This is a genomic window from Agromyces solani (assembly GCF_058349925.1).
In genome coordinates this window covers 893,376-918,948 of record NZ_JBYRER010000001.1, presented here as the reverse complement: position 1 = coordinate 918,948, position 25,573 = coordinate 893,376, and the positions used below count along the sequence as shown (strand labels likewise).

Genomic DNA, 25,573 nt, shown 5'->3' with positions numbered 1-25,573 from the left:
CTGTCACGGAGGCCGCGACCCGGGCCGCCCCGGCCGTGTCGTCGAGGAAGCTGTCGCCGAATTGCGCGCCGGCACCCGGGGACGCACGATTCTTCGACCCGGAGCGGCATCCGTGCGCGCCGGGGGACGTACCCTTGAAGCGTGACAGCGTTCGTCTCTGCCCTCGATCTCTTCTCGATCGGGATCGGCCCCTCGAGTTCGCACACCGTCGGCCCCATGCGGGCGGCCCGCATGTTCGTGGAGTCGCTCGCGGCCCGCGGTGCGCTCGGCGACGTCACGCGCGTGTCGTGCTCGCTCTACGGTTCGCTCGGCGCCACCGGCCTCGGTCACGGCACGCCCGACGCCGTGGTCGCCGGCCTCGCCGGCCTCGAGCCGCACGACTGCGATCCCGACGACGTGCGCGACGCCTGGACCCGCCTCGCCGACGCCGGCGAGGCCGGCGCCGAGATCGCCCTGCTCGGCACGCAGCCGATCCGGCTGCGCCAGAGCGACATCTCGCTCGAGCCGCGCACGCGCCTCCCCGGCCACCCGAACGCGATGACCCTGCAGGCGTTCGGCGAGGGTCCGCTGCCGATCGCCGAGGAGACCTATTACTCCGTCGGCGGCGGTTTCATCCGTCGCGACGGCGACCCCGCCGCCGAGGCCGAGGCGCTGCGGCATCCCCTGCCCTACTCGAACGCCGCCGAGCTGCTCGCGCTCTGCGAGGAGCACGGCGTCTCGTTCTGCGACGTCGCCCGCCACAACGAGGTCGCCGTCCACGGCGAGGCCGGCATCGACGCCGGGCTCGACGCCATCTGGGACGCGATGGCCGAGTGCGTCGAGCACGGGCTCGAGACCGAGGGCACGCTCCCGGGCGGCCTCCGCGTCAAGCGCCGCGCCCCCGAGGTGCGCCGGCGCCTCGAGGAGTACGACCGCAACGAGCTCGAGTCGACCGCCCAGCGCGACACCTCCACCGAATGGCTGCACGCCTTCGCACTCGCCGTCAATGAGGAGAACGCCTCGGGCGGCCGGGTCGTGACCGCGCCGACGAACGGCGCCGCCGGCATCCTTCCCGCGGTGGGCCACTACTACCTGCGCTTCGTGCCGGGCGCCGACCGCGCGGGCATCCGCCGGTTCCTGCTGACCGCCTCGGCCATCGCGAGCCTCGTGAAGAAGAACGCCTCCATCTCGGGTGCCGAGGGCGGCTGCCAGGCCGAGGTCGGATCGGCCTGTGCGATGGCCGCCGGCGCGCTGTGCGCCGTGCTCGGCGGTACCCCGCGGCAGATCGAGAACGCCGCCGAGATCGCGATGGAGCACCACCTCGGGCTCACCTGCGACCCGGTCGCCGGGCTCGTGCAGGTGCCGTGCATCGAGCGAAACGCGATCGCCGCGTCGACGGCCGTGTCGGCGGCGCGGCTCGCCCTGCACGGCGACGGCACGCACCTCGTCTCGCTCGACACGGTCATCGAGACCATGCGGCAGACCGGGCTCGACATGATGACGAAGTACAAGGAGACGAGCGAGGGCGGCCTCGCCGTCAACGTCATCGAGTGCTGAACCGCGTGTCCCCCACTCGGGGGCTCTCCCGGACCCGCCGCGTTTCTGCCATGGTGGCCCCATGGAAAGCGACCCGACGATCGATCCGAACTACTTCCTCGGCGCCGGCCTGATCGGCCTCGTCATCGGCCTGGTGATCTACCTCGCCGTGCTCGGCCTGATGCTGTGGATCGGCTACCTCATCATCAAGGCGGCCGTGCGCAACGGCCTCAAGGAGCACACGCTCTGGCTCGAGAGCCGGCGCGGCCCGCTGCGCTGACCCGGCCGGCTCGCGTGCGGCTCAGCAGGCGCAGGTGATGCCGGATGCCTCGGCCGGGGTGACCGGCGAACCGCCGGGTCCTTCCGCGGCGACGTTCGTGAGCGGGTCCGCCGGGCGCTGCACGAGCCCGTCGTCGGTCGCATAGGCGAACCCCTCGCGCACCCAGTACTCGAACCCGCCGATCATCTCCTTGACCGGGTGGCCGAGCCGGGCGAACTCGAGCGCCGCCCGGGTCGCCCCGTTGCACGCGGGACCCCAGCAGTACACGACGACCGGGGTGCCGGCGGGCAGCCTCCCGGGCGCCTCCTCCGCGATGCGGCGGCCGGGCAGGTGCACGGCGCCGGGCACCCGGCCCTGCGCCCAGGCGGCGTCGTTGCGGGTGTCGACGAGCACGAACCCGGGGTCGCCCGCGGCGAGTCCGGCCGCGACGTCCGAGACATCGGTCTCGAACGCGAGCCGCCCCTCGAAGTGGCGGACCGCCGTCGCGGCGTCGGCCACGTGGGCGAAGAGCGGTGAGGTCGTGATCGTTGCGGTCATGCGCCCAGACTGGCAGGCGCGACGTCGGCGGCGGGCCGGAAATCGCGCCAACGCGGCGCGACTTCCGGCCAAACCGCCGCGGCTCAGTCCTCGGCGAAGAACTCCGTCACGGCCGCGCCGAGGGCGGCGAGGTCGTCGACGTGGGCGAGTTCGCGCGCCGAGTGCATCGAGAGCAGCGGCACGCCGACGTCGACCGTGCGGATGCCGAGCCGGGTCGCCGCGAGCGGCCCGATCGTCGACCCGCACGGGATCGCGTTGTTCGAGACGAACGGCTGCGCCTCCACGCCCGCGCGGCGGCACACGCCCGCCCACAGCGCGGCCCCGACCGCGTCGGTGGCATACCGCTGGTTGGCGTTGAGCTTCAGCAGCGGCCCGCCGCCGAGCACGGGTCGGTTCGCCGGGTCGTGGCGCTCGTGGTAGTTCGGGTGCACGGCGTGCCCGGCGTCGGACGAGACGATCCAGCTCGCCGCGAACGCGCGGCGCCGCTCGTCGTCGGATGCGCCGACCCCCGAGGCGATGCGTCCGAGCACGTCCTCGAGGAACGGACCGCTCGCCCCCGACCGCGACTCGGACCCGAGCTCCTCGTGGTCGAACGCCGCGAGCACGCTCACGTGCCCGGCATCGGCGGGGGCCCGCAGGATCGCGACGAGCCCCGCGTACACCGAGGTCAGGTTGTCCATGCGGCCCGAGGCGAACAGCTCGCCCGAGCGCCCGAACCGCGCGGGTGCGGCGGTGTCGGCGACGAGCACGTCGTGACCCACGACGTCCATGCCGGGTACGCCGGCCGCGGCGGCGAGCTCCGCCAGCAGGTCGACCTCCTCGTCGCCGGCGACGACCCCCCAGATCGGCTGGGTGTGTCGCTGCTTGTCGAGGTGGAGCCCCTTGGAGTTCACTTCGCGGTCGAGGTGGATGGCGAGCTGCGGGATGCGCAGCATCGGTCCGGTGCGCACGAGGTGCACGCCGCCGTCGGCGGTCGCGATGCGTCCGGCGAGCTCGAGCTCGCGGTCGAGCCAACTGTTGAGGAGCGGCCCGCCGTACACCTCGACCGAGGCCTGCAGCACGCCCTCGCTGACGGTCTGGCCGTTCGGCTTGAGCTTGAACGAGGGCGAGTCGGTGTGGGCGCCGAGGATGCGGTACGGCGTGGTCGGACCCGCGCCCTCGGGCTGCACCCACGCGATGACCGCCCCGTCGCGGACGACGACGCGGCGGCCCGGCCCCGTGGGCCAGGCCGCGGTCTCGTCGAGGCGCTCGAACCCGGCCTCCTCGAGGCGACGGGCGACCTCGGCGGCGGCGTGGTACGACGAGGGCGAGGCCTGCACGAAGCTCGCGAAGTCGACGATGTAGTCGTCGAGGTCGGGCAGGGAGCGGGATGCGGCGGTGTCGGTCGGCATGCCTCCATCCAACACTGCGAGGCGCGCGCGGGCGAACCGGAGGCGACCGTGGACCGCGCACGATCGAGGTCGGCGCGATCGAACGCCGGGTGCCATCGGACGTGCGGGGGTCAGGCGAACCGCACGACGGCCTGCAGGCGCGAACGCACCTCCATGACCTCGGTGCCGCCGAGGTGGGCCGACCCGGGCAGCCCCTCGCGGATCGCACTCGCGAGCCGTGAGCGCCGCACCAGCGCGACGACCGCGCCGCGCACCGACCCGCCGAGCTCCAGCGGCTCCGCCGCGTGCTCGTCGGGCACGACGATCATGAGCGCCGTCGGCCTGGCCTTCGCGGCCCGCCCGACGGCCTTGGCCCGCGCCGCGAGCGCCTTGAACGGCCGCTCGCCCGCGAGCGCTTCGCCGACGAGCTCGCCGCGCTTGAGCGCGACCGGCCCGCCCCAGTCCTCCGACTGGATCGCGAAGAGCCCGGTCGGCCCGAGCACGAGGTGGTCGAGCTTCGGCGGCAGGCCGTGCCCCGCGGCATCCGTCGCGAGGTCGTGCCAGATCGTGTAGGCGATGCCGAGCGTCGAGAGCGACCGCGCGGTCGCCTCCTCGGCGAGCGCGTCGGCGAGGAGGTGCCGGATGTCGCGGGGCGCGCCGCGCACGAGCGCCGGGTCGTACGGATCGGGCAGTTCGGCCCCGCGACCGACCCACTCGCGGATGGATTCCAGGTATCGCTCGCGCGAGAGCCCGCCCGGGTGCCCGTACGATCTCGCGAGCGGGCGCGAGTCGCGTCGGGGGCGGGGTGCGGCGGGCGCCCATGCCTCACGGCTCGGCGCGGTGCCGGCCGTGCCGCGACCCCGGTCGAACGCGGCCCGAGCGGTCGGGGTGCCCACGAGCGCCCATGCCGACTGCACGGCGTGGAACTTCGCCGGATCGCCGCCCGTGTCGGGGTGCGCCTCGCGCAGGGCGCGACGGTAGGCGGCGCGCAGGGTCGCCTCGTCGGCATCGGCTGAGACGCCGAGCAGTTCGTACGGCGACGCTGACAGGGGGCTCTCGGGCATTGGCTCGCTTTCGTTGCGAGCACGAGAATACCGCGCACGAATCGGCCGGCCCTCCGAAATCGGGGAGCCGGCCGTCATCCGCGCGTCGGCGTCGCCGGACCCGGGGAGTGCGAACTCCCCGGCACAACCGGAGGTGATTCTCCGTTCGCGCCGATCGGTGCGTCACTCCACCGGCAGCAGCAGCAGCCCGTCGTCGATGAGCTCCCGCACCTCGGGCAGCAGTTCGGCGGAGAGCGCCGTCTCGTCGACCTCCAGCAGTTGCGCGAGCGCCGCGACGATCGCGCCGACCGCGAGTTCGCCGTCGCACGCGCCGACGAGCGCGGCGAGTGCGGTGCCGGGCGAGATCGTGCGCGCGAACCCGCCGCCCTGCCGCAGCAGCATGGCCGTGGGGTCGGCGTCGCCGGGCCAGTAGTGGCGCTCCTCGGTGACGTCGCCGGCGACGGTCAGGTGCACGGCCCCGAGCGCCGCGTCATCGAGCGCAGCCGCCCGGTCGTGCGCATCGAGGCACCGGGCGAGGTGCCCGCCCAGGCCCGCGGGATTCGATCCGATCGCACCGTGCCGTCGCTCGACGCGGGCGAGTCGAGCCGTCGAGGATGTCGCGGCCGAGGCATCCACGTCGAGCGGGCGCCGCACGAGCACATAGCCGAACCCGACCTCGGTGACGCCCCGCGCCGAGAAGTCGTCGAGCCAGGCGTCGTACAGCCGATCGAAGGCGGCGGTGCCCGACCGGGTGCCGCCGTCGCGGATCCACGTCTCGGCGTACTCGGTGACGGGCTGCACCTCGCGCTCGACGATCCAGTGGTCGAGCGCCGCGGCCCAGCCGGCCGCGCGCTCGAGGCCGTCGGCGCCGTCGCGGTACTCCCAGTTCGCGAGGAGCTGCGCCGTTCCGCCCGGTTCGAGGTGGTCGGCGCAGCCGCGCACGACCGCCTCGACGAGCGCGTCGCCGACCATGCCGCCGTCGCGGTAGTCGTACTCGGGCACGCCCTCCGTGCGCGGGGTGATGACGAACGGCGGGTTCGAGACGATGCGGTCGAACCGCTCCCCCGCGACCGGCTCGAACAGACTGCCGAGGCGCAGCTCGACACCCTCGATGCCGTTGAGCTCGAGGTTCATCCGGGCCAGCGCGAGCGCCCGCTCCGAGATGTCGGTCGCGACGACCTCCTCGGCGAAGCGGGAGGCGTGCATCGCCTGGATGCCGCAGCCGGTGCCGAGGTCGAGCACGCGGCCCGCGGGCGTCGGCAGCATGAGCCCCGACAGCGTCGTCGAGGCGCCGCCGACCCCGAGCACGTGGTGCTCGCCGAGCGCGTGCCCGAGGGCGAGTTCTCCGAGGTCGGAGAGGACCCACCAGTGCGCCTCGCCGCGGGCGTCGGTGAACTCGTACGGGCGCAGGTCGAGTGCCGCGACGACCGTTTCGCCGTCGCGGCGCACGAGCCCCAGCCCGACCGCGTCGTCGAGACCGAGTCGCGGCAGGGCCTCGGCGACCTCGTGGGCCGGCACCGGCAGCCCGAGCACGAAGAGCTCCGCGAGCGCGGCGAGCGCCGCCGTCGTGCCGGGTCGACGTCGCCGCGCGTCGAGCACGCGCCTGGCGGGCACGCGCTCGCCGCGGTGCAACGCCGCCGAGGCCGCCTCGCCCCAGAGCTCGTCGAGCACGTCGACCGTGAAGTCGGCGGCGCGCAGGTCGGCGGCCAGGCGGAGCAGGGGCGTCGGAGTGCGTTCGGAGTCCACCCGACCATTCAAGCAGCGGGCGCTCCGAGCACGCGGTGCGATCCGGTCAGGCCGCCGTGTCGGCGTCGCGGTCGACGCCGGCCGCGCCCGGGCCGTCGACGAGGTCGAGCACGATCGGCAACGGCCCGAATCCCTCCTCGATCGTGAAGTGCCCGGCACCGGCGACCGTGATCCGGTCGAGCCCGAGCGCATCGGCGATGCCCAGCGTGCCGGCCGGGCTGCACGGGTCGTCATCGCTCTGCACGACGAGCGGCGCGGCCGTGCTCGCGTCCGCGAGCGCAGCCCCGAGCCGCTCGCGCTCCGCCTCGTCGGACCTCCCCGCGACGAACCCGGCGATCTCCGGGATGCCGGCGAGGAAGCCCTCGGACGGAGGGGCGACGAGGACGACCCGTGCCGCGGAAGGTCCGCCGAGCCCCGCCTCGGCGCGGGCGAGCGCGTGGGCGATCCAGAGGGAGCAGCCCAGACTGTGCGCGACGACCGTCAGGTCGGCGGGGCTCGTGCCTGCCAGCTCCGCCTCGAGCGCCGCCAGCCAGTCGGCGCGCTCCGGGGTGTCGGCCTCCGGCAGCTGCGGGTACCGCACCCGGTGGCCGCGCGCCCCGAGCTCGCCGGCGAGCCAGCGCTGCCAGTGGCCCTCGGGCCGATGGTTCTGCCAGCCGTGCAGGATGAGCACCTCGCCCACGTCGCCTCCTTCGTCCGCGCAGCGGCCGTCGGCCGCGGCCACCATTCAAGCGCCTCGCGCGGCGGTCCGCTCGCCCGATGTCACACACCCGTCATCTGCGCGCCATCTGGCATTGCGCCCTGTAACCCGCCTGTCACACGGTGCGCGTAGCGTGGGCGTACGATCGTGGCAGGCGAGGGAGGGTCGCATATGACGGAGTCACCGGCGCTCGAACGCCTGCGTCAAGACGCGCGCGACGAGCTCGCCGCACTCATCGAGCTGCGCTGCCGCCTCGGCGAGGACCCGTGGATGTTCCTGCCCGACCTGCCCTCGGTCGACGAGCAGGTCGTCGCGACCCTGCGCGAAGAACGACTCCAGTCGGAGGCGTGGGGCCCCGCCAGGTCGCGCGCGTACCATCCGGCGGCCCGCCCCGGCGAGGCCGCCCGATTCGAGTTCGAGCTGCTGCGGGGCATCGCACTGGAGCATCCCGAGCTGAGCGGCGCCGTGTGGGCACTGCTCGATCGCGTGCCCGCCCCCTGGTGAGGCCGCCGCCTCAGCCGGCGACCCACCCCGCTCGTCGTCAGGCGAGTCCGGTCGACGCCGCCTCGCGACGGCGTTGCACCCGCAGCCAGGTGAAGAACCCGAGCAGCGTGAACGCCCCGTAGAACAGGTAGAGCAGCGCCGAGGCGTAGTAGCCGGCCGACACGAGCAGCGGAACGCCCACGATGTCGACGGCGACCCAGATGAGCCAGAACTCCGTCCAGCCCTTCGCCATGCCCCACGTCGCGAGCAGCGATCCCATGAAGATCCACGCGTCGGCCCAGACCGGCTCGAACGACCCGAGCGCGCGGAAGATCGGCGTGAGCACGAGCGTGCCGCCGACGAGCAGCACGACGAGCAGCACGCGCTCGCGACCCGTCGCCCAGCGGGGGTCGACGGCGTTCGCCGACTCGTGGCGGTGCCGCGACCACTGGATCCACCCGTAGATCGACACGACGATGAACATGAGCTGGCGCGCCGCCTGGCCGAGCAGGTTGACCGGGTTGGGGGTGTCGAAGACGGCGCCCATGAACACCGTGAAGAGCAGGGCATTGCCGATGATGCCGACCGGCCACGCCCAGACCTTGCGTCGCAGGCCGCCGAGCGCCGACGCGAGCCCGAAGAGGTTGCCGATGATCTCGCGCCAGAGGATCACCTGTCCGCCGATCACGAGCTGCGCATCGAAGAGCCACTCGATCGGGCCGGGCTCGGCTGCGGCCTCGAGCATCATGGCGCGGTCCGCACGCGTCGGCGGCCACGGCGCACGAGCGCGGCGATCGCGCGCCAGCCGATGAGGAAGAGGGCGAGCGTCAGCGCTGCGACGACCATGAACGCCGGCTGTGCGGTGTCGCCCGTGATGACCCGCAGGGCGAGCCCTCCGGCGACGGTCACGGCCCAGACGACGACCCCGGTCGGCCACACCGCCGCGGGTGAGCGCCACGCCCGCGCGACGCCCCATCCGGCGAGAGCGGCGACGACGAACGGCCAGGCGGTCGCGACGATGCCCGCGACGTCGAGCCCCTCGGCGTGACTGCGTCGGCCGATCAGCACGAACCCGACGACGAGCACGAGGTCGACGGCGAGGCTCACCAGGATCGTGCTCGTGCCCGGCCCGCTGGGGCGCGCCGATTCGGCGCCGGTTCCGCTCATCCCCCCATCGTAGGCAGCACGGCCATCGCCCGGAGCGCGCCGGCGTCGGCGACCGGCAGCGCGCAGACGAACTCGCGGCAGCGGTAGGCCGCGGCGGCGCCATCGCGCAGGTCGCGCCCGGCGAACAGCTCGAAGCCGGCGTCGGCGAAGCGGCGCGCCTCCTGCGCGGTGACGACCGCCGTGACGGATGCCTCGTGCCGACGGCTCTCGGCGACGAGTGCCGCGCCGGCGGCGTCGTCGGGCGTCGCCCGACGGGGCGTCTCGTCGGGCACCACGGTCACGAGCTGCACGACGGGCGCGGCGAGTTCGGCCATCAGCGCGAGCGCCCCGCCGAATGCGATCGGACGTTCCACGGCGATCGCGGCGACGCTCTCCATCGCCGTGGCGGCGGCAGACCGGTACCGCTCCCCTGCGCCGAGCAGCCAGAGCCGCCAGGCCGCCTCCGCGCAGGCGGTCACGCCCGACGGGGTCGCCCCCTCGGCCGGATCGCTCGGCAGCGCGAGCCCCCTCGCGGCGAGCACGGGGTCGGGCCCTCCCGGCACCGCGAACGGCACGGGCCCTCCCGGCGCGGCCGCCTCGATCACGGCATCGACGAGCTCGCGCGCGACCTCGGCGTAGCTCGGTTCGCCGCTCGCGAGCGCGAGGTCGACGAGACCCGCCGCCAGCATGCCCGCGTCCTCGAGCGCGGCCGCGGCGGCCGAAGCCCGGCCGTCGAGCGAGGCGCGGACGATCCTCCCGTCCCCGGTGAGATGGTGGCCGATCACGAAGTCGGCGGCTCGGCGCGCGGCGCTCAGCGCCCGATCGCCGTCCTGCCCGCCGAGGACCCCCGCCGCCCGGGCGAGCGCCCCGATCGCGAGGCCGTTCCAGCCGGTGAGCACCTTCTCGTCGAGCGGGGGCGGCTCGAGCGACCGGCGTCGTCCGGCATCGGCGCGGGCGTAGCCGCCCTCGGTGCGCACGCCGTCGACGACGCTCTCCGAGTCCTGGGCGGCCGCGAACCCGCCGTCCGGCAGCTGCAGGGTGTCCACGAGGAACGCTGCGACGCCCCGGGCGACCTCGACGAGGCCCGGATCGTCGCGGGCCAGGTCGGCGCCCACCGCGAGGAGCAGGGCGTTGTCGGTGAGCATGCGCTCGTAGTGCGGTTCGCTCCAGTCGGCCCGCGTGGCGTAGCGGAAGAACCCGCCGTCGACCGGATCGCGCAGCGGCGACGCCGACATCGCCGCGAGGGTCCGTCGGGCGAGGGCACGCCCGTCGGCCCCGCTCCGCGCGAGGAAGCCGAGCACGGGCGCCACCGGGAACTTCGGCGCGCCGCCGAAGCCGCCGTGCACCCGGTCCTCCTGCACCGCCAGGGCCTCGACGGCCTCGGTCAGTCGGGCGGAGGTCGGCAGTGCCCCGGCGGTGGGTGCGCTCGCCGCCGCGGCGAGCGCACCGGCGACCGCGTCCGCGGTGCCGGTCAGCTCCGTCCGGCGCTCCCGCCAGGCCTCGTCGACCGCCGCGAGCGCCTGCCGGAACGACGGCATGCCGCGCTGCGGCTGCGGCGGGAAGTACGTGCCCGCGTAGAAGGCCCGCCCGTCGGGCGTGGCGAACACCGTGAGCGGCCAGCCGAGCTCGCGCGTGAAGGCCGACGCCGCGGCCAGGTAGCTCGAGTCGACGTCGGGGTGCTCCTCGCGGTCGACCTTGATCGACACGAACCGCTCGTTGAGCACGCGCGCCGTCGCGGCGTCGCTGAAGCTCTCACGGGCCATGACATGGCACCAGTGGCACGTCGCGTAACCGATCGAGATCATGACCGGGACGTCCCGGGCGCGCGCCTCGTCGAAGGCGTCGTCGCCCCAGGGGAACCAGTCGACCGGGTTCCCCGCGTGCGCCCGCAGGTACGGGCTGACCGCATCGGCGAGGCGTCGGCCCATGTCGCCCTCCTCAGTTCACGTCGTCGGGGTGGGAGCTCACCCGGCCCTCGCGCTCGAGCGCCGTGATCGCCTGCATCTCGGCGTCGCCGAGCTCGAAGTCGAACACGTCGAAGTTCTCGGCCATGCGCTCGCGTCGGGTCGACTTCGGGAAGACGATGTGCCCGCGCTGCAGGTGCCAGCGGATCACGACCTGGGCGGGCGACTTCTCGTGCGCGGCCGCCGGGCCGGCGATCTCCGGCAGCTCGAACAGCGGGTACTTGCCCTGCCCGAGCGGCCCCCACGCCTCGATGGCGATGCCGTGCTCCTCGGCGAACGCGGCGGTCGCCGGCTGCTGGTGGGCGGGGTGCAGCTCGATCTGGTCGACCGCCGGCACCACGTCGGTCTCGTCGAGCAACCGCTCGAGGTGCGGCACGAGGAAGTTCGACACGCCGATCGAGCGCACGCGGCCGCTGTCGCGGATCTTCTCGAACTCGCGCCAGGTCTCGACGTAGCGGTCGCGGGCGGGGCTCGGCCAGTGGATGAGGTAGAGGTCGACGTAGTCGAGCCCGAGCCGGTCGATGCTGGCGTCGAAGGCGTCGTGCACCGACTGCGTGCCCTGGTCGTCGTTCCAGAGCTTCGTCGTCACGTACAGCTCCTCGCGCGGGAGGCCGGACGCGGCGATCGCACGGCCCACACCCGACTCGTTGCCGTAGATGCGCGCCGTGTCGAGGTGCCGGTACCCGACCTCGAGCGCGTCGGTGACGATGCGTTCGGTCTCGTTCGGGTCGACCTTGAAGACGCCGAAGCCGAGTTGCGGAATGGAGTGACCGTCGTTGAGCTGGATGCGGGGAACCGTCATGCCGCCATCCCATCACGACGAGCCGCGACCGCGACAGGCCGGTTCGCTGCCCGCGAAGCGCGGGCGGTTCGCGCTTCGCGCCGTGGATCAGGCCGCAGGCGACGCCGCCTCGTCGGCACGGCGCACGGGCAGCCGCTCCCCCGCGCGCACGGCGACCGGCCACCGGTTGCCGGCCGACGGCAGCGGGCAGACGTACTGGTCGCTGAACGCGCACGGCGGCAGGTACGCCCGGTTGAAGTCGAGCTCGAGCGTGCCGCCCTCGTCGGGCTCGCCGACGGCGAGGAAGCGGAACCGGTACGACTCGACGCCGCTCGTCGCATCCGCGAACACCGCGCCGAGACCGCCCGCGTCACGGGTCAGGGTGAGCTCGACGGGGGTGCCCTCGACCTCGAACCGGGCGACGCCCGCGACGTGCTCGGTCGACGAGTGACCGTCGACGCTCGTGACGTCGAGCGTCGACTCGGCCGCGGGTTCGAAGCGCGCCCGTACGAGCCATGCGGCCGACGGCGGGAAGACGTCGATGCCCGTGAGCGAGGTGCGCGTCGGGGCGTCGGGGTCGAGCACCCGCAGCGCGAGCGCGCCGTCGCGCTCGAAGGCGCGCAGCAGGACCGCGCCGGCCGCGAGCTCGTCGCCCGGTTCGAGGCGCACCGCGCCCGAGCCATCCGCGAGACCGATGCCGACCACCGCGCCGTCGTCGGCCGACCACCGACCCGGCGCGCCCTCGACCGCCTCGGGCTCGGTGCCGAGCCAGTGCGTGTGCCGCAGCGCGGCGAGCCCGTGCGGGGCCGTCGCGCGCGCCTCGCGCGCGAGGTGCCAGGTTCGCCAGTCGGACTCGAAGCGCTCGCTCGTCATGCCTCCACGGTAGCGATCGTCGCGGCCCGTTCGGTGACGCGCGACCTCGGACGACGCGCACGTCCTACGATGGAGGGCTATGTCGACGCCAGCGCCGATCCCCGTGATCACCTATCCCGCCGAGCTGCCGGTCTCCGCGCAGCGGGACGAGATCGCGCGCGCCCTCGAGTCGCATCAGGTCGTGATCGTCGCCGGCGCGACGGGATCGGGCAAGACGACGCAGCTGCCGAAGATCTGCCTCGAGCTCGGCCGCACCTCGATCGCGCACACGCAGCCCCGGCGCATCGCCGCGCGCACGATCGCCGAGCGCATCTCCGAGGAGCTCGGCGTCGAGCTCGGCGGGCTCGTCGGCTACCAGGTGCGCTTCACCGACCGGGTGAGCGACGCGACCCGCATCAAGGTCATGACCGACGGCATCCTGCTGAACGAGATCCACCGCGATCGCGAGCTGCGCCGATACGACACGATCATCATCGACGAGGCGCACGAACGCAGCCTCAACATCGACTTCCTGCTCGGCTACCTGAAGCGGCTGCTGCCGCGCCGCCCCGATCTCAAGGTCATCGTCACGAGCGCGACGATCGACCCCGAGAGCTTCGCGAGGCACTTCGAGGATGCTTCGGGCGAGCCCGCGCCCGTCATCGAGGTCTCCGGGCGGACCTACCCCGTCGAGGTCCGCTACCGGCCGCTCGTCGCCGAGGCGGGCGCGGGCGACGACGAGGACGACGAGGGCGCCGCCGCCGAGGACAAGGACGTGCAGCGCGGCATCATCGAGGCGCTCGAGGAGCTCGACCGCGAGTCATCCGGCGACGTGCTCGTCTTCCTCTCGGGCGAGGGCGAGATCCGCGATGCCGAGCAGGCGGTGCGCGCCCGCTACGCGGGCGGCCGCGGCGGCGAGACCGAGGTGCTGCCGCTCTACGGCCGGCTCTCCTCCGCCGACCAGCACCGGGTCTTCGAGCCGTCGAAGGTGCCGGGCCTGCGCCGACGAATCGTGCTCGCGACCAACGTCGCCGAGACGAGCCTCACGGTGCCGGGCATCCGGTACGTCGTCGACGCCGGCACCGCGCGGATCAGCCGCTACTCGGTGCGCTCGAAGGTGCAGCGGCTGCCGATCGAGGCGATCTCGCAGGCGTCGGCGAACCAGCGCTCGGGCCGGTCGGGCCGCACGAGCGACGGCATCGCGATCCGGCTCTACTCCGAGGAGGACTTCGAGCGCCGTCCCGAGTTCACCGACCCCGAGATCCTGCGCACGAACCTCGCCGCCGTCATCCTGCAGATGGCGTCGCTCGGGCTCGGGCAGATCGAGGAGTTCCCGTTCCTCACCCCGCCCGACGCCCGCGGCATCCGCGACGGCCTCGAGCTGCTGCGCGAGCTCGGGGCGCTCGATGACGGCGCGACCGGCGACGGGCCCCAGCTGACCCGCATCGGCCGGCAGCTCTCACGGCTGCCGATCGAGCCGCGGTTCGCGCGCATGGTGCTCGAGTCGAAGGGCCAGGGCGTCTCGCGCGAGGTGCTCGCGATCGTGGCGGGCCTCACGATCCAGGACCCGCGCGAGCGCCCGCTCGAACGCCGCGAGGAGGCGAACGGGTTCCACGCGCGGTTCGTCGACCCGACGAGCGACTTCCTGACGCTGCTCAACCTCTGGAACCACCTCGAGAAGCAGCAGCGCGAGCTCTCGGGCAGCGCGTTCCGCCGCATGTGCAAGTCGGAGTTCCTCAACTACCTGCGCGTGCGCGAATGGCAGGACCTGTACCGCCAGCTCGTTCGTCTCGCGAAGCCGCTCGGACTGCACGTCGCCGAGCGGGCCGGCGAGCCCGACGGAGATGGCATCCACCGGGCGCTGCTCGCGGGGCTGCTCTCCCAGATCGGGCTCCGCGACGACGCGAAGACGCCGACGGGGCGCGGCGGTGCGGGCGCGGCCCGCGACGCCGACCGCCGGGGCCGACGGCGCGGGGCCGAGTTCCTCGGCGCCCGCAGCACGCGCTTCGTCGTGTTCCCCGGCTCCGCCCTCGCGAAGAAGCCGCCGCAGGCGCTCATGAGCGCCGAGCTCGTCGAGACCAGCCGGCTCTTCGCCCGCACGAACGCGGCGATCGACCCGGCCTGGGCCGAGCAGCTCGCCGGTCCCCTCGCGAAGCGCAGCTACTCCGAGCCGCGCTGGGAGCGCCGGCAGGGCTCGGCCGTCGCCGACGAGAAGGTGCTGCTCTTCGGCGTGCCCATCGTCGCGAAGCGACGCATCCAGCTCGCCCGGGTCGACGCCGAGCTCGCCCGCGAGCTCTTCATCCGGCACGCCCTCGTCGAGGAGGACTGGGACACCTCGCGGCTCGATCGCCGGCTGTTCTCGTTCGTGCAGCGCAACCGCGCCCTGCGCCGCGAGCTCGGCGAGGTCGAGGAGCGCACGCGCCGCCGCGACCTGCTCGCGGGCGACGAGGCCGTCGTCGCCTTCTACGAGGCGCGGGTGCCGCACGACGTCGCCGACGTGCGCTCGTTCGAGCGGTGGTGGCGCGGTGCGCAGCGATCGACGCCAGACCTCCTCACCATGCGGCGCGAGGACCTGCTCGGCGAGGACGCCGACCGCGGACGCGATGACGGCTTCCCCGACCGCTGGAAGCAGGGCGACCAGACCCTGTCGCTCTCGTACCGGTTCGAGCCCGGCGCCGACGACGACGGCGTGACGGTCGTCGTGCCGCTCGTGCTGCTGCCGCGCCTCACGTCGGCCGGCTTCGACTGGCAGGTGCCGGGGCTCCGCGACGAGCTCATCACGGCGCTGCTCCGGGCACTGCCCAAGGTGCTTCGGCGCCAGGTCGTGCCCGCGGCCGAGTGGGCGGCGAAGATCGCCGCGGAGCTGCCGGGCGGTCCCGAGACGGGCGAGGAGCGCGAGCCGCTCGTCGCCGAGGTCGGGCGGGCGATCCGCCGGCTCACCTTCACGCCCGTCGACCCGAGCGACTTCGACCTCGACCGGGTGCCGCCGCACCTGCGCGTGACGTTCCGCGCCGTCGACGAGCGCGGGCGCGCGCTCGGCAGCTCGAAGGACCTGGCCGAGCTCCAGGCGCGGCTCGCCGATCGCACGCGCGACGCCGTCGCGCGCGCCGTGGGCGGTGCCGGCCGGCGCACCGAACGAGCCGACGTCGAGCGCAGCGACGCACGCCCGGCCCGAGGCTCGGAAGGCCGAGGTCGCCCGCAGCCCGCCGCCGCGCCGCCCGAGCTCGCGGAGCGCGGCGGGATCACATCCTGGGAATGGGATGCCCTGCCCGAGCACCTCGACACGAGCCAGGCCGGCAACGTCATCCGCGCGTACCCGACCCTCGTCGACGAGCGCGACGCCGTCGCACTCCGCCTCGTCGCGACGGGCGAGGAGCGCGATCGGGCGCTTCGCCGAGGCATCCGCCGCCTGGTCGTGCTCGCCACCCCGACGCCCGTCGCCTACGTGCAGGAGCACCTCTCGAACGAGGAGAAGCTCGCGCTCGCCTCGAGCGCGTACCCGTCGACGCGGGCGCTCCTCGACGACTGCCTCGCCGCGTGCGTCGACGCGGAACTCCGCGCCCGCCACCCCGAGGGCATCCTGCGCACCAGGGCGGAGTTCGATGAGGTGCGCGACGCCGTCGCCGCGACGATCGTCGACCGGCTCTTCGAGACGGTGTCCCTCGTCGCCCGGATCCTCCGCGCGGCCAGGGAGGCCGACCGTGCCGTTTCCGGCGCCTCGAGCATCCAGCTGATGACGGCCCTCGCCGACATGCGCGAGCAGCTCGCCGCGCTCGTTCCGAACGGATTCGTCTCGGCGACCGGCCTCGACCGGCTGCGGCACCTCCCCCGCTACCTCGAGGCGATCACCGCGCGCGTGCGCCGGCTCGTCGACAACCCGGGACGTGATCGACAGCTCATGAACGAGTTCGGCGTCGCTCGCACGGCGTACGAGAAGGCCGGCGGCACGCTGCCCGTCGACCCCGAGGCCGACCCGGCGCTCGTGCGCGTGCGATGGCTGCTCGAGGAGCTGCGCGTCGGCCTCTTCGCCCAGGAGCTCCGCACCGCCGAGACCGTGTCGGTGCAACGCGTGCAGAAGGCGCTCGCCGGCTGAGCCGACGAGCGCCTTCCGAGGGGGATGCGACTCAGAGCACCTTCGAGAGGAACGCCTTCGTGCGCTGGTGCTTCGGGTTCGAGAGCACCTCGCGCGGGTCGCCCGACTCGACGACGACGCCGCCGTCCATGAAGACGAGCGTGTCGGCGACCTCACGGGCGAAGCCCATCTCGTGCGTCACGACGATCATCGTCATGCCGCTCTTCGCGAGCTCCTTCATGACCTCGAGCACCTCGCCGACGAGCTCGGGGTCGAGCGCCGAGGTCGGCTCGTCGAAGAGCATGAGCTTCGGCTCCATCGCGAGCGCCCGGGCGATCGCGACGCGCTGCTGCTGGCCGCCCGAGAGCTGCGACGGGTAATAGTCGCTGCGCTCGGCGAGGCCGACGCGCGCGAGCAGTTCGAGCGCACGCGCCTTCAGCTGCGCCTTCGGCAGGCCCTTCTTCAGCAGTGTCGGCGCGAGCATCACGTTCTCGACCGCCGTCATGTGCGGGAAGAGGTTGAAGCGCTGGAACACCATGCCGATGTCACGACGCTGCTTCGCGGCGTCCTTCGGGTGCAGCTCGTAGATCTTGTCGCCGTGCTGGCGATAGCCCACGAGCTGGCCGTCGACCGACAACCGCCCGGCGCTCACCGTCTCGAGGTGGTTGATGCAGCGCAGGAAGGTCGACTTGCCGGAGCCCGACGGGCCCACGAGGCAGAGCACCTCACCGCGCTTGACCTCGAGCGAGATCGAGCGGAGCACGGTGTTCGAGCCGTACGCCTTCGACACCGCCTCGGCCTTCACCATGGGCGTCTCCACGGCGTTCATGCGCCTCCTCCCGCGTGGTGGTTCGACGGCGGGACCGTGCCGCCGTCGGCGTCGAGGTCGACCGCGGCGACCGCGCTCGTCTCGACGGTCGGCTTCTGCGGCGCGGGCCGCTGGTCGATGCCCTTCGCGTAGTGCTTCTCGAGGTAGTACTGGCCGACCATCAGGATCGAGGTGATCGCGAGGTACCAGATCGACGCCACGATGAGCATCGGCACCGGCTGGTACGTCTTGGCCGCGATGTCCTGGGTGCGGGTGAACAGCTCGAGCGTGAACGGCACGGCGATGACGAGCGAGGTCGTCTTCAGCATCGAGATGACCTCGTTGCCGGTCGGCGGGATGATCACGCGCATGGCCTGCGGCAGGATGACCCGGCTCATCGTGTGCCACCAGCCGAGGCCGAGCGCCGTGGCCGCCTCCTCCTGGCCGCGGTCGACCGCGAGCAGGCCGGCGCGCACGATCTCCGCCATGTAGGCGGCCTCGTTGAGCGCGAGGCCGATGATCGCGAGGGCGAAGTAGCTGAGCAGGTCGCTCGTGACGATCGAGATCCACGGCTCGTTGCCCGGGATGCCGACGTCGATCGACTTGTAGATGACGCCGATGAGGCCCCAGAACACGAGCTGCACGTACACCGGGGTGCCGCGGAAGAGCCAGAGGTACACCCACGCCACCGACTTCACGACGGGGTTCGGCGAGAGGCGCATGACGGCGAGCACGATGCCGAGGATGATCGCGATGACCATCGAGTACACCGTCAGCTGCAGGGTGTACCCGGCGGCTTCGACGACGCGCGTGTCGAAGAGGTACTTGCCGACCTCGGGCCAGTTGTAGACGGGCCGGTTGAGGGCTGCGTCGACCACGAAGAGGACGACGAGGACGATGAGCACGACGGCGAGGACCATGCGCCACGGGTGGCGCAGCTTGATGGCCTTGATCGCCTCGGGCGGCGTTTCGGTGCCGGTCGGCGGGGTCTCGGACCCCGCCGACCGGGACTGCATGTCGGACATGACTGCGGTGACTTACCTGATCAGCCTGATCAGTTGGTCGCGCCGTTGATGACGGCCTCGTCGACCGCACCCGACTCGATGCCCGCGGCGGTCAGGATCTCGAGGTAGGTGCCGTCGTCGATGAGCGACTGCAGCGCGGCCTGGACGGCGGCGGTCATCTCGCTGTCCTTCTGGGTGGCGAAGCCGTAGGGCGCGGCGTCGAACATCTCGCCGACCGTCTCGAGCTGGCCCTCGAGCTTCGAGACCGCGTCGCCCGTCACGGGCAGGTCGGCCGAGAAGGCGTCGGCCTTGCCGTTCACGACGGCGTTCGTCACCTCGGGCTGGCCCTCGAACGGCAGGATCTCGATGGGCTCCTCGCCCGCGTCGACGCACGCCTGGCTGCGCTCGGGCAGCTCGTCGGTGTGCTGGATGGTGCCCGACTGCACGGCGACGACCTTGCCGCACGCGGTGTCGGGGGTGATGTCGCTGCCGGCGGGAGCGGCCCACAGGCTGCCCGCGTTCAGGAAGTCGACGAAGTCGACCGACGCCTGGCGCTCGACCGTGTCGGTGAACGACGACGAGCCCATGTCGAGCGCGCCCTCCTGGATGCGGGGGATGATGCTGTCGAAGCTCAGGATCTCCCACTCGGGCTCGAGGCCGAGCTTGGCGGAGACGGCCTCGGCGAGGGTGACGCCCCAGCCGACCGGGTTGCCGGCGTCGTCCTTGTACTCGTTCGGCGGGTACTCCGCGTCGGTGCCGATGCGCAGCACGCCCGAGTCCTTGACCTCGGCGGGCAGCAGGGCGACCGCGGCGTCGTCGGCCGTGATCTCGGTCGTGGGGGCTTCGCTCGACGTGCCGCCGCCCTCGCTCTCCGAGTTGTTGACGCAGCCGGTGAAGAGCAGGGCCGCGGCGGAGGCGATGGCGGCCGGCAGGAGCAGTCGGCGGATGTTCATGTTGTTACCTCTGTCGTCACACGATGATGGGGACAAACGACTGAGCGCAAAGTGAGGCTCCGTCGCCGTAGACCGAGCCTAGTCCTCCCCGGTCGCGACGCACGCATTCCGGCAGATCACGATTCGGCCGCGATTCGAAATCACCGCCGGATCACCTCGAGACGCAAGATTCCGTCTTTTCAGCACCGGATGCCGCACCGGATGCCGCTCCGCCTCGCCGGCCCGGGGGCCGAGCCGCCCGCTCGATAGGCTTGGCGCACCGTGGGAACCTACTCCGAACTGCTGAAGTCGCGAGGCGTCGCGCGCATCATCGCCGCCCAGCTGACCGCGCGCTTCCCTGCGGGCATGCTCTCGCTCGCCTTCCTGCTGCACGTCGAGCAGCAGACCGGCTCGTACGGCGCGGCGGGCCTCGTGCTCGCCGCGACCTCGATCGGCCAGGCCGTCGCGGGCCCGTTCACGAGCCGCCTCATGGGCCGCTTCGGCATGCGGCCCGTGCTCGTCGTCACCCTCGTGATCTGCGTCACCGCGATCGTCGCGATCGGCGTCCTGCCGCTCACCGTCCCGCTGTACATGATCGTCGGCCTCGTCGCCGGTCTCGCGACGCCGCCCATCCAGCCGGCGGTGCGCACCATCTACCCGAAGATGGTGAACGCGCGCCAGATCACGCCGCTGTACTCCCTCGACGCGTCGGCGCAGGAGATCATCTGGGTCGTCGGCCCGGTCGTCACGACCTTCGTCTCCACGCAGATCGGCACGGTCTGGGGCATCCTGCTCGCCGCCTTCCTGATGGTCGTCGGCGGCGCCTGGTTCATCTCCTCACCCGAGCTCGGCCGAGTGCGCATCCCGCGGTCGAAGCGGCGCTTCGGCACGGTGCTCGCGCGGCCGGCCGTGCTGCTCGCGACGATCGTCGGCTTCCTCCTCATCGGCGCGTGCGCCGCGATCGAGGCCGGAGTCGTCGCCGTGTTCGGCCACGACGGCGGCGAGGCCGGCATCGTGCTCGCGATCTTCTCGATCGGCTCGCTCGCCGGCGGCCTCTTCCTCGGCCACGTGCCGATCGGACCGTGGTCGACCGCCCGCCGCATGTTCATCGTCTTCGTCGGCACGGCGCTCGCGGCCTTCGTGATGGACTTCTGGTGGCTCTCGATCACCCTCTTCGTCGCCGGCATCGGCATCGCCCCCGCACTCGCGGTGCTCTTCTCGATCGTCTCGGCGAGCGTCAAGTTCTCCGACACGGCCGAGGCGTACGGCTGGGTCGGCACGGGCCAGCTCATCGGCGCCGCGCTCGGTTCGGCGCTCGCGGGCTTCCTCATCGACGGCTTCGGCGCGCAAGGCGCGTTCTGGGCGGCGGCGGCGATCGCCCTCCTCGGGGTGCTGGCCGCGGTGATCGGCCGTCCATGGCATCCCGACCTCCGCGGCCGCGATGCGAGCCCCATCCCCGACACCGAACCAGTGCCGCTCCAGCCCAGTTGACGAAGGGCGCCAGGATGCCTCGACCGCTCCCCCTCGCACCGCTCGTGCCGCTCTCCGACGGCCACGCGATCCCGCAGCTCGGCTACGGCCTCTACAAGGTGCCCGCCGGCGACGCGGCGCGCCTCGCGGGCGCCGCGATCGCGACCGGCTACCGCCACCTCGACACGGCCGCGTTCTACGAGAACGAACGGGGCGTCGGCGAGGCGGTGCGGGCGGCCGAGGTGCCGCGCGACGAGCTCTTCGTGACGAGCAAGGTGTGGAAGGACGACAACGGCTACGACGAGGCGCTCCGCGCCTTCGACGCCTCGATGCGCCGGCTCGCGCTCGACCGGCTCGACCTCCTCCTCATCCACTGGCCGGTGCCTTCGACCGATCGCTACGTCGAGACGTGGCGGGCGCTCGTGCGGCTTCGCGACGAGGGACGCGTGCGCTCGATCGGGGTCTCGAACTTCCACGCGCACCACCTCGAGCGCATCATCGGCGACACGGGCGTCTCCCCGGTCGTCAACCAGGTCGAGCTGCATCCGCGGCTGCCGCAGGCCGCCCTCCGCGAGTTCCATGCGGCACGAGGCATCCGCACCGAGGCCTGGTCACCGCTCGCCCGCGGCCGGCTCCTCGACGACCCCGTGCTCGCCCGGCTCGCAGCCGAGCACGGGCGCAGCCCCGCGCAGGTCGTGCTGCGCTGGCACGTCCAGCTCGGCAACGTGGTGATCCCGAAGGCATCGTCGCCCGAGCGCATCCGCGAGAACCTCGACGTCTTCGACTTCGAGCTCGGCGCCGACGACCTCGCCGCGATCGCCTCGCTCGCGACCGGCGAGCGCACCGGTCGCGACCCCGACGACGACTGAAACGCCCGGGGCGGAGGCCGCTCCATCACGGCCCGGTCACGGGTCGATCACGGTCCGGTCACAGCGCAATCCGATCGTGACCGGTCTCCCAGCGGACCTTCAGACATGCGCTCCCGCCGCGGCAATACCCTGACCGCATGAGACGACTCGCACCCGCGGCGGCGTCCGCCGCGATCATCGCCCTCCTGCTCGCCGGCTGCTCGATGGGGGCGGGCGGCGAGAGTTCCCCCGGCGTCGGCGAGCCCGGCATGCCGGCACCCGAGCAGGGCGGGGGCGACGCCGGCACCGACGGGCAGTCGGCCGACGAAGCGGTCTCCGGCCCCGAGGTCGCCGACCGCAGCGTCATCACGACCGGCTGGATCACCGTCACGGTCGACGACCCGATCGACGCCGCCGAGGAGGCCGCCGCGATCGTCGACCGGGCCGGCGGCCGGACGGACAGCCGGACGGAGCAGCCGGGCACCGACACATCGCCGGCGAGCGCGCAGCTCGTGCTGCGCGTGCCCGCCGACGAGCTCGACGACGTGGTCGACGAGCTGCGCGAACTCGGGCGCGTCGACTCGGTCTCGATGCAGGCCTCCGACGTCACGCAGCAGCGCACCGACCTCGACGCGCGGATCGAGGCCCTCTCGGCGTCGGTCGACCGGCTCGAGCAGCTGCTCGCGCAGGCGGAGTCGATCGAGGACCTCATCGCCATCGAGTCCGAGCTCACCACCAGGCAGGCCGAGCTCGACAGCCTCACGCAGCAGCGCGACCTGCTCGTCGACCAGGTCGACTACTCGACCCTCACGCTCGAGCTCACGACGGTCGAGGCGGCGCCCGCCCCGGCACCCGACGACTTCTGGAGCGGGATCGTCGCCGGCTGGACGGCGCTGACCGGATTCCTGTCGTCGCTCGCGGTCGCGTTCGGCGTCCTGCTGCCGTGGTTCGGGCTGCTCCTCGTCATCGCCGCGATCGCGACGCTCGTCGTGGTGCTCGCCACGCGTGGTCGACGACGGGCTTCGACGGCGCCCTCGCCCGCCACGCCCGGCGCGACCGCGTCCCCGCCCGCGCCCGGAGCGGACGGCGGCGCCGAGCCGGCCTCCCCGGAACCCGCTCCCACCGAGCCGGGCCCGCGGGCGTAGTCTGGCGACGTGAGCGCGACGACCGAGACCACGACGCCCGAAGCCCTCCTCGACGACGATCTCCTCGAGCGCTTCCGCGCTCGCGCCGCCGAGTACGACCGCGACAACGCCTTCTTCGACGACGACCTCGACGAACTGCGTGCGGCCGGCTACCTCACGGCACTCGTGCCCGTCGAACACGGCGGGCTCGGCTGGAGCCTCGTCGACGCCGTGCACGCGCAGATGCGGCTCGCGGGTGCCGCACCGGCCACCGCCCTCGCCGTCAACATGCACCTCGTGTGGACGGGCGTCGCGAAAGTGCTGCGCGACCGCGGCGACGACTCGCTCGACTTCGTGCTGCGCGAGGCGGGCGCCGGCGAGGTCTTCGGCTTCGGCATCTCCGAAGCCGGCAACGACCTCATGCTCTTCGGCTCGCGCACGACGGCCGAGCCCCAGCGCGACGGCGGCTACCGGTACGCGGGGCGCAAGATCTTCACCTCGCTCTCGCCCGCGTGGACGCGTCTCGGAACGATGGGACTCGACTCCGTGTCGCCCGACGCGCCGAAACTCGTCTACGGCTTCATCGACCGCGAAGACCCCGACGTGCGCATCCTCGACGACTGGAACACGATGGGCATGCGGGCGAGCCAGAGCCGCACGACCGTGCTCGACGGGGCCTACGCGGCGCCCGACCGCATCGTGCGCCGGCTCGACCCCGGTCCCAACGCCGATCCGCTGGTCTTCGGCATCTTCGCGAACTTCGAGCTGCTGCTCGCCGCCGTCTACACGGGCATCGGGCGGAGGGCGCTCGACCTCGCCGTCGCCGCGGCCGGGCGCCGCACCTCGATGAAGCACGACGGTCGCCCGCTGGCGCACGACCCCGACATCCGCTGGCGCGTCGCCGACGCGGCCATCGCCTACGACGCGATCCCGCCGCAGCTCGAGGCCGTCGCGCGCGATCTCGACGAGCTCGTCGACCACGGCGCGGCCTGGTTCGCGAAGCTCGTCGGCGTCAAGGTGCGCGCGACCGAGACCGCGAAGCACGTCGTGGACCAGGCCGTTCGCGTCGCCGGCGGGTCGAGCTACTTCGCGGGCTCCGAACTCGGCCGGCTCTACCGCGACGTCCTCGCCGGCGTCTTCCACCCCTCCGACGACGAATCGGCGCACGCGACGGTCGCGAACGCCTGGCTCGGGCCGGTGCCCGACTGACCGGCCCGCGCGCGACCCGCCAACGGCCCGATGGATAGACTGGCCGCGGCGGCGATCGTCGCCCGCGCACTCTGGAGGTCGTTGTGAACGTCGTCGCCACCGTCATCGCCCTGGGACTCTTCGTCTTCGGCATGTGGATCATGGGCACCGCGCCCGAGCTGGCCGAGTTCCAGGCGCTCGTCTTCTTCTCCGGAATCCTCGCGGTCGCGCTCTCGCTCGCGATCCCGTTCCACCTGCTCGGCCGCGCCGACGACTGACGCCGGTCGCATGACGCTGCCCGCGCACGACACGATCGTCACGTACCCGGCCGGCGAGCTCGAGCAGCGCGCCGTCGTGGTGCACACCGCACCGGCCGGCGACGGCCTCCTCGCCGTCGTGACCGACACGACCCCGTTCCACCCCGTCGACGCCGCGTGGCCCGACCAGGCGGCCGACACGGGCGCGCTGCGCGCCGGCGAGCTCGAGATGCCGATCCGCGACGCGGTCGTCGCGGCGACCGACGGGTCCGAGTTCCACCTCGGCGCCGACATCCCCGTGCGCAAGGGCACCGAGGGCTGGGCGTTCGTCGTGGCCCACCTGATCGACGACGGCGCCGGCATCGCGGAGGGCGACGAGGTCGTCATCACCGCGGATGCCTCGGCGCGACGCGCCCTCTCGCTCGGGCACAGCGCCTGCCACGCGGCATCCCTCGCGCTGAACCGTGCGGTCGAGTCGCGCTGGTCGAAGCCGGCGCGCACCGACGCGCTCGGACGCCCCGACTTCGACGGCATCGCGATCGCGTCGAGCCGCATCGAGCCGTTCGGCTCGGTCGACCGCTACCGGCTCAACAAGTCGCTGCGACGGGCCGGCTTCGATGCGACCGGCCTCGGCGACGAGCTCGACGCGCTGGCCGAGGCGGTCACCGGCACGGTCGGCGAGTGGATCGCCGCAGGGTCGGCCGTGCGCATCGACCGCGAGGGCGACCGGCTCACCGATCGCCGCAGCTGGGTCGCCGATCTCCCCGAGGGCACCGCCAGCATCGCCTGCGGCGGCACGCACGTGGACTCGCTCGCCGAGCTCGGCGGGATCGAGGTCGAACTGGGGCTCGTCGACGATGCGGGCACCCCCGTGCTCGAGATGCGCACCCGGGTCGCCGCTCACGCCTGACGCCGCGAGCCCGGCCGCGACCGGTCGCAACGGGGTTACGATTACGGGCGTGGGTATTCGCATCGAGAAGGTCGATCTGCCCGGGATCGGCGTGCGTCACGACCTCGTGACCGAAGCCGGGCGCCGCATCAGCGTGGTCTCGCACCGCGACGGCGAGCGCGATCTCGGCGTCTTCGACATCGACGACCCCGACGCCTGCCGCGACACGGTCGCGCTGAACGACGACGAGGCCGCGGCGCTCGCCGACGTGCTCGGCGCGTCGGTCATGCTGAGCCGCCTGACGAGCCTCTCCGACGAGACGGCCGGGCTCTACACCGAGCAGATCGCGCTGCCCACCGACTCCCCGTACCTCAACCGCACCCTGGGCGACACCAAGGCCCGCACGCGCACGCACGCCTCGATCGTGGCGATCGTGCGCGACGGTGCTGTGATCCCCTCCCCGACGCCCGCCGAGCCCCTGCGCGCCGGCGACGTCATCGTCGTCGTCGGCACCCGCGAAGGTGTCGACGGCGTCTCGCGACTGCTCGCCAACGGACCCGACTGACG

Annotated in this window: 24 protein-coding genes; 11 read left to right on the top strand and 13 right to left on the bottom strand. The window is 73.1% G+C overall.

The window, feature by feature from the left end; translation table 11 throughout:
- Positions 1 to 141: 141 nt before the first annotated feature.
- Together AC3RJ7_RS04260 and AC3RJ7_RS04255 are read left to right on the top strand one after the other, a co-directional pair.
- Positions 142 to 1,536 carry an L-serine ammonia-lyase gene (locus tag AC3RJ7_RS04260; RefSeq protein WP_491454581.1) on the top strand — a complete coding sequence of 465 codons (1,395 nt, stop codon included), beginning with the start codon at positions 142 to 144 and terminating at the stop codon, positions 1,534 to 1,536.
- Between the two features lie 61 nt (positions 1,537 to 1,597).
- Entirely contained in the window at positions 1,598 to 1,795 is a 198-nt protein-coding gene (locus tag AC3RJ7_RS04255) for a hypothetical protein (RefSeq protein WP_491454580.1), read from the top strand.
- 21 nt (positions 1,796 to 1,816) lie between these two features.
- Here the strand turns inward: AC3RJ7_RS04255 and AC3RJ7_RS04250 are convergent, their stop codons facing one another.
- The 5 genes from AC3RJ7_RS04250 to AC3RJ7_RS04230 form a co-directional block, all read right to left on the bottom strand.
- A complete protein-coding gene (locus tag AC3RJ7_RS04250; protein WP_491454579.1) occupies positions 1,817 to 2,332 on the bottom strand; it encodes a rhodanese-like domain-containing protein in 516 nt (171 codons plus the stop codon).
- A gap of 83 nt (positions 2,333 to 2,415) precedes the next feature.
- On the bottom strand, positions 2,416 to 3,723 hold the full coding sequence (locus tag AC3RJ7_RS04245; RefSeq protein WP_491454578.1) for a M18 family aminopeptidase: 1,308 nt from the start codon (positions 3,721 to 3,723) through the stop codon (positions 2,416 to 2,418).
- A gap of 110 nt (positions 3,724 to 3,833) precedes the next feature.
- Positions 3,834 to 4,766, bottom strand: coding sequence for a DnaJ domain-containing protein (locus tag AC3RJ7_RS04240; protein ID WP_491454577.1), 933 nt, complete (start codon positions 4,764 to 4,766; stop codon positions 3,834 to 3,836).
- Positions 4,767 to 4,928: 162 nt separating this feature from the next.
- Positions 4,929 to 6,491, bottom strand: a complete 1,563-nt coding sequence (locus tag AC3RJ7_RS04235; protein ID WP_491454576.1) for a DUF7059 domain-containing protein — start codon at positions 6,489 to 6,491, stop codon at positions 4,929 to 4,931.
- Between the two features lie 46 nt (positions 6,492 to 6,537).
- A complete protein-coding gene (locus AC3RJ7_RS04230; protein ID WP_491454575.1) occupies positions 6,538 to 7,170 on the bottom strand; it encodes an RBBP9/YdeN family alpha/beta hydrolase in 633 nt (210 codons plus the stop codon).
- Positions 7,171 to 7,359: 189 nt separating this feature from the next.
- Between AC3RJ7_RS04230 and AC3RJ7_RS04225 the strand changes: the two genes are divergently transcribed.
- Positions 7,360 to 7,692 (top strand): hypothetical protein, encoded by a 333-nt coding sequence (locus tag AC3RJ7_RS04225; RefSeq protein ID WP_491454574.1) that lies wholly within the window; start codon positions 7,360 to 7,362, stop codon positions 7,690 to 7,692.
- Positions 7,693 to 7,729: 37 nt separating this feature from the next.
- Here AC3RJ7_RS04225 and pnuC read toward each other — a convergent pair whose 3' ends face one another.
- From pnuC to AC3RJ7_RS04200, 5 genes are all read right to left on the bottom strand, one after another.
- On the bottom strand, positions 7,730 to 8,419 hold the full coding sequence (pnuC, locus tag AC3RJ7_RS04220; RefSeq protein WP_491454573.1) for a nicotinamide riboside transporter PnuC: 690 nt from the start codon (positions 8,417 to 8,419) through the stop codon (positions 7,730 to 7,732).
- Positions 8,416 to 8,838 (bottom strand): DUF3054 domain-containing protein, encoded by a 423-nt coding sequence (locus tag AC3RJ7_RS04215; protein WP_491454572.1) that lies wholly within the window; start codon positions 8,836 to 8,838, stop codon positions 8,416 to 8,418. The genes pnuC and AC3RJ7_RS04215 overlap by 4 nt, the downstream gene beginning before the upstream one ends.
- On the bottom strand, positions 8,835 to 10,745 hold the full coding sequence (locus tag AC3RJ7_RS04210) for a thioredoxin domain-containing protein (RefSeq protein ID WP_491454571.1): 1,911 nt from the start codon (positions 10,743 to 10,745) through the stop codon (positions 8,835 to 8,837). The genes AC3RJ7_RS04215 and AC3RJ7_RS04210 overlap by 4 nt, the downstream gene beginning before the upstream one ends.
- Before the next feature lie 10 nt (positions 10,746 to 10,755).
- Positions 10,756 to 11,583 (bottom strand): aldo/keto reductase, encoded by an 828-nt coding sequence (locus AC3RJ7_RS04205; protein ID WP_491454570.1) that lies wholly within the window; start codon positions 11,581 to 11,583, stop codon positions 10,756 to 10,758.
- Between the two features lie 87 nt (positions 11,584 to 11,670).
- Complete coding sequence (locus tag AC3RJ7_RS04200; protein ID WP_491454569.1) at positions 11,671 to 12,435, bottom strand: DUF1684 domain-containing protein; 765 nt, start codon at positions 12,433 to 12,435, stop codon at positions 11,671 to 11,673.
- A 79-nt stretch (positions 12,436 to 12,514) separates the two neighbouring features.
- On the opposite strand from AC3RJ7_RS04200, the gene hrpA reads away from it, so the two are divergent.
- The gene (hrpA, locus tag AC3RJ7_RS04195) at positions 12,515 to 16,507 is read left to right on the top strand and encodes an ATP-dependent RNA helicase HrpA (RefSeq protein ID WP_491454568.1); all 3,993 of its coding nucleotides are present in this window, start codon (positions 12,515 to 12,517) and stop codon (positions 16,505 to 16,507) included.
- Between the two features lie 31 nt (positions 16,508 to 16,538).
- Here hrpA and AC3RJ7_RS04190 read toward each other — a convergent pair whose 3' ends face one another.
- The 3 genes from AC3RJ7_RS04190 to AC3RJ7_RS04180 are packed head-to-tail and all read right to left on the bottom strand — an operon-like array spanning position 16,539 to position 19,251.
- Complete coding sequence (locus tag AC3RJ7_RS04190) at positions 16,539 to 17,315, bottom strand: amino acid ABC transporter ATP-binding protein (protein ID WP_491454567.1); 777 nt, start codon at positions 17,313 to 17,315, stop codon at positions 16,539 to 16,541.
- Positions 17,312 to 18,319, bottom strand: a complete 1,008-nt coding sequence (locus AC3RJ7_RS04185) for an amino acid ABC transporter permease (protein ID WP_491454566.1) — start codon at positions 18,317 to 18,319, stop codon at positions 17,312 to 17,314. Before AC3RJ7_RS04185 ends, AC3RJ7_RS04190 begins: the two co-directional genes overlap by 4 nt.
- A 29-nt stretch (positions 18,320 to 18,348) precedes the next feature.
- A complete protein-coding gene (locus AC3RJ7_RS04180) occupies positions 18,349 to 19,251 on the bottom strand; it encodes an ABC transporter substrate-binding protein (protein WP_491454565.1) in 903 nt (300 codons plus the stop codon).
- 261 nt (positions 19,252 to 19,512) lie between these two features.
- On the opposite strand from AC3RJ7_RS04180, the gene AC3RJ7_RS04175 reads away from it, so the two are divergent.
- The 7 genes from AC3RJ7_RS04175 to AC3RJ7_RS04145 all read left to right on the top strand — a co-directional run bounded on the left by AC3RJ7_RS04175 (position 19,513) and on the right by AC3RJ7_RS04145 (position 25,571).
- Positions 19,513 to 20,721 (top strand): MFS transporter, encoded by a 1,209-nt coding sequence (locus tag AC3RJ7_RS04175; protein WP_491454564.1) that lies wholly within the window; start codon positions 19,513 to 19,515, stop codon positions 20,719 to 20,721.
- A gap of 14 nt (positions 20,722 to 20,735) precedes the next feature.
- Positions 20,736 to 21,569, top strand: a complete 834-nt coding sequence (locus tag AC3RJ7_RS04170) for an aldo/keto reductase (RefSeq protein ID WP_491454563.1) — start codon at positions 20,736 to 20,738, stop codon at positions 21,567 to 21,569.
- Positions 21,570 to 21,706: 137 nt separating this feature from the next.
- Positions 21,707 to 22,693, top strand: coding sequence for a DUF4349 domain-containing protein (locus AC3RJ7_RS04165; protein ID WP_491454562.1), 987 nt, complete (start codon positions 21,707 to 21,709; stop codon positions 22,691 to 22,693).
- A gap of 9 nt (positions 22,694 to 22,702) precedes the next feature.
- A complete protein-coding gene (locus AC3RJ7_RS04160; protein ID WP_491454561.1) occupies positions 22,703 to 23,881 on the top strand; it encodes an acyl-CoA dehydrogenase family protein in 1,179 nt (392 codons plus the stop codon).
- 83 nt (positions 23,882 to 23,964) lie between these two features.
- On the top strand, positions 23,965 to 24,138 hold the full coding sequence (locus AC3RJ7_RS04155; RefSeq protein WP_491454560.1) for a hypothetical protein: 174 nt from the start codon (positions 23,965 to 23,967) through the stop codon (positions 24,136 to 24,138).
- A 10-nt stretch (positions 24,139 to 24,148) separates the two neighbouring features.
- Positions 24,149 to 25,027 (top strand): metal-dependent hydrolase, encoded by an 879-nt coding sequence (locus AC3RJ7_RS04150; protein ID WP_491454559.1) that lies wholly within the window; start codon positions 24,149 to 24,151, stop codon positions 25,025 to 25,027.
- A gap of 49 nt (positions 25,028 to 25,076) precedes the next feature.
- Complete coding sequence (locus AC3RJ7_RS04145) at positions 25,077 to 25,571, top strand: cation:proton antiporter regulatory subunit (protein ID WP_491454558.1); 495 nt, start codon at positions 25,077 to 25,079, stop codon at positions 25,569 to 25,571.
- The last annotated feature ends 2 nt before the right edge of the window (positions 25,572 to 25,573 follow it).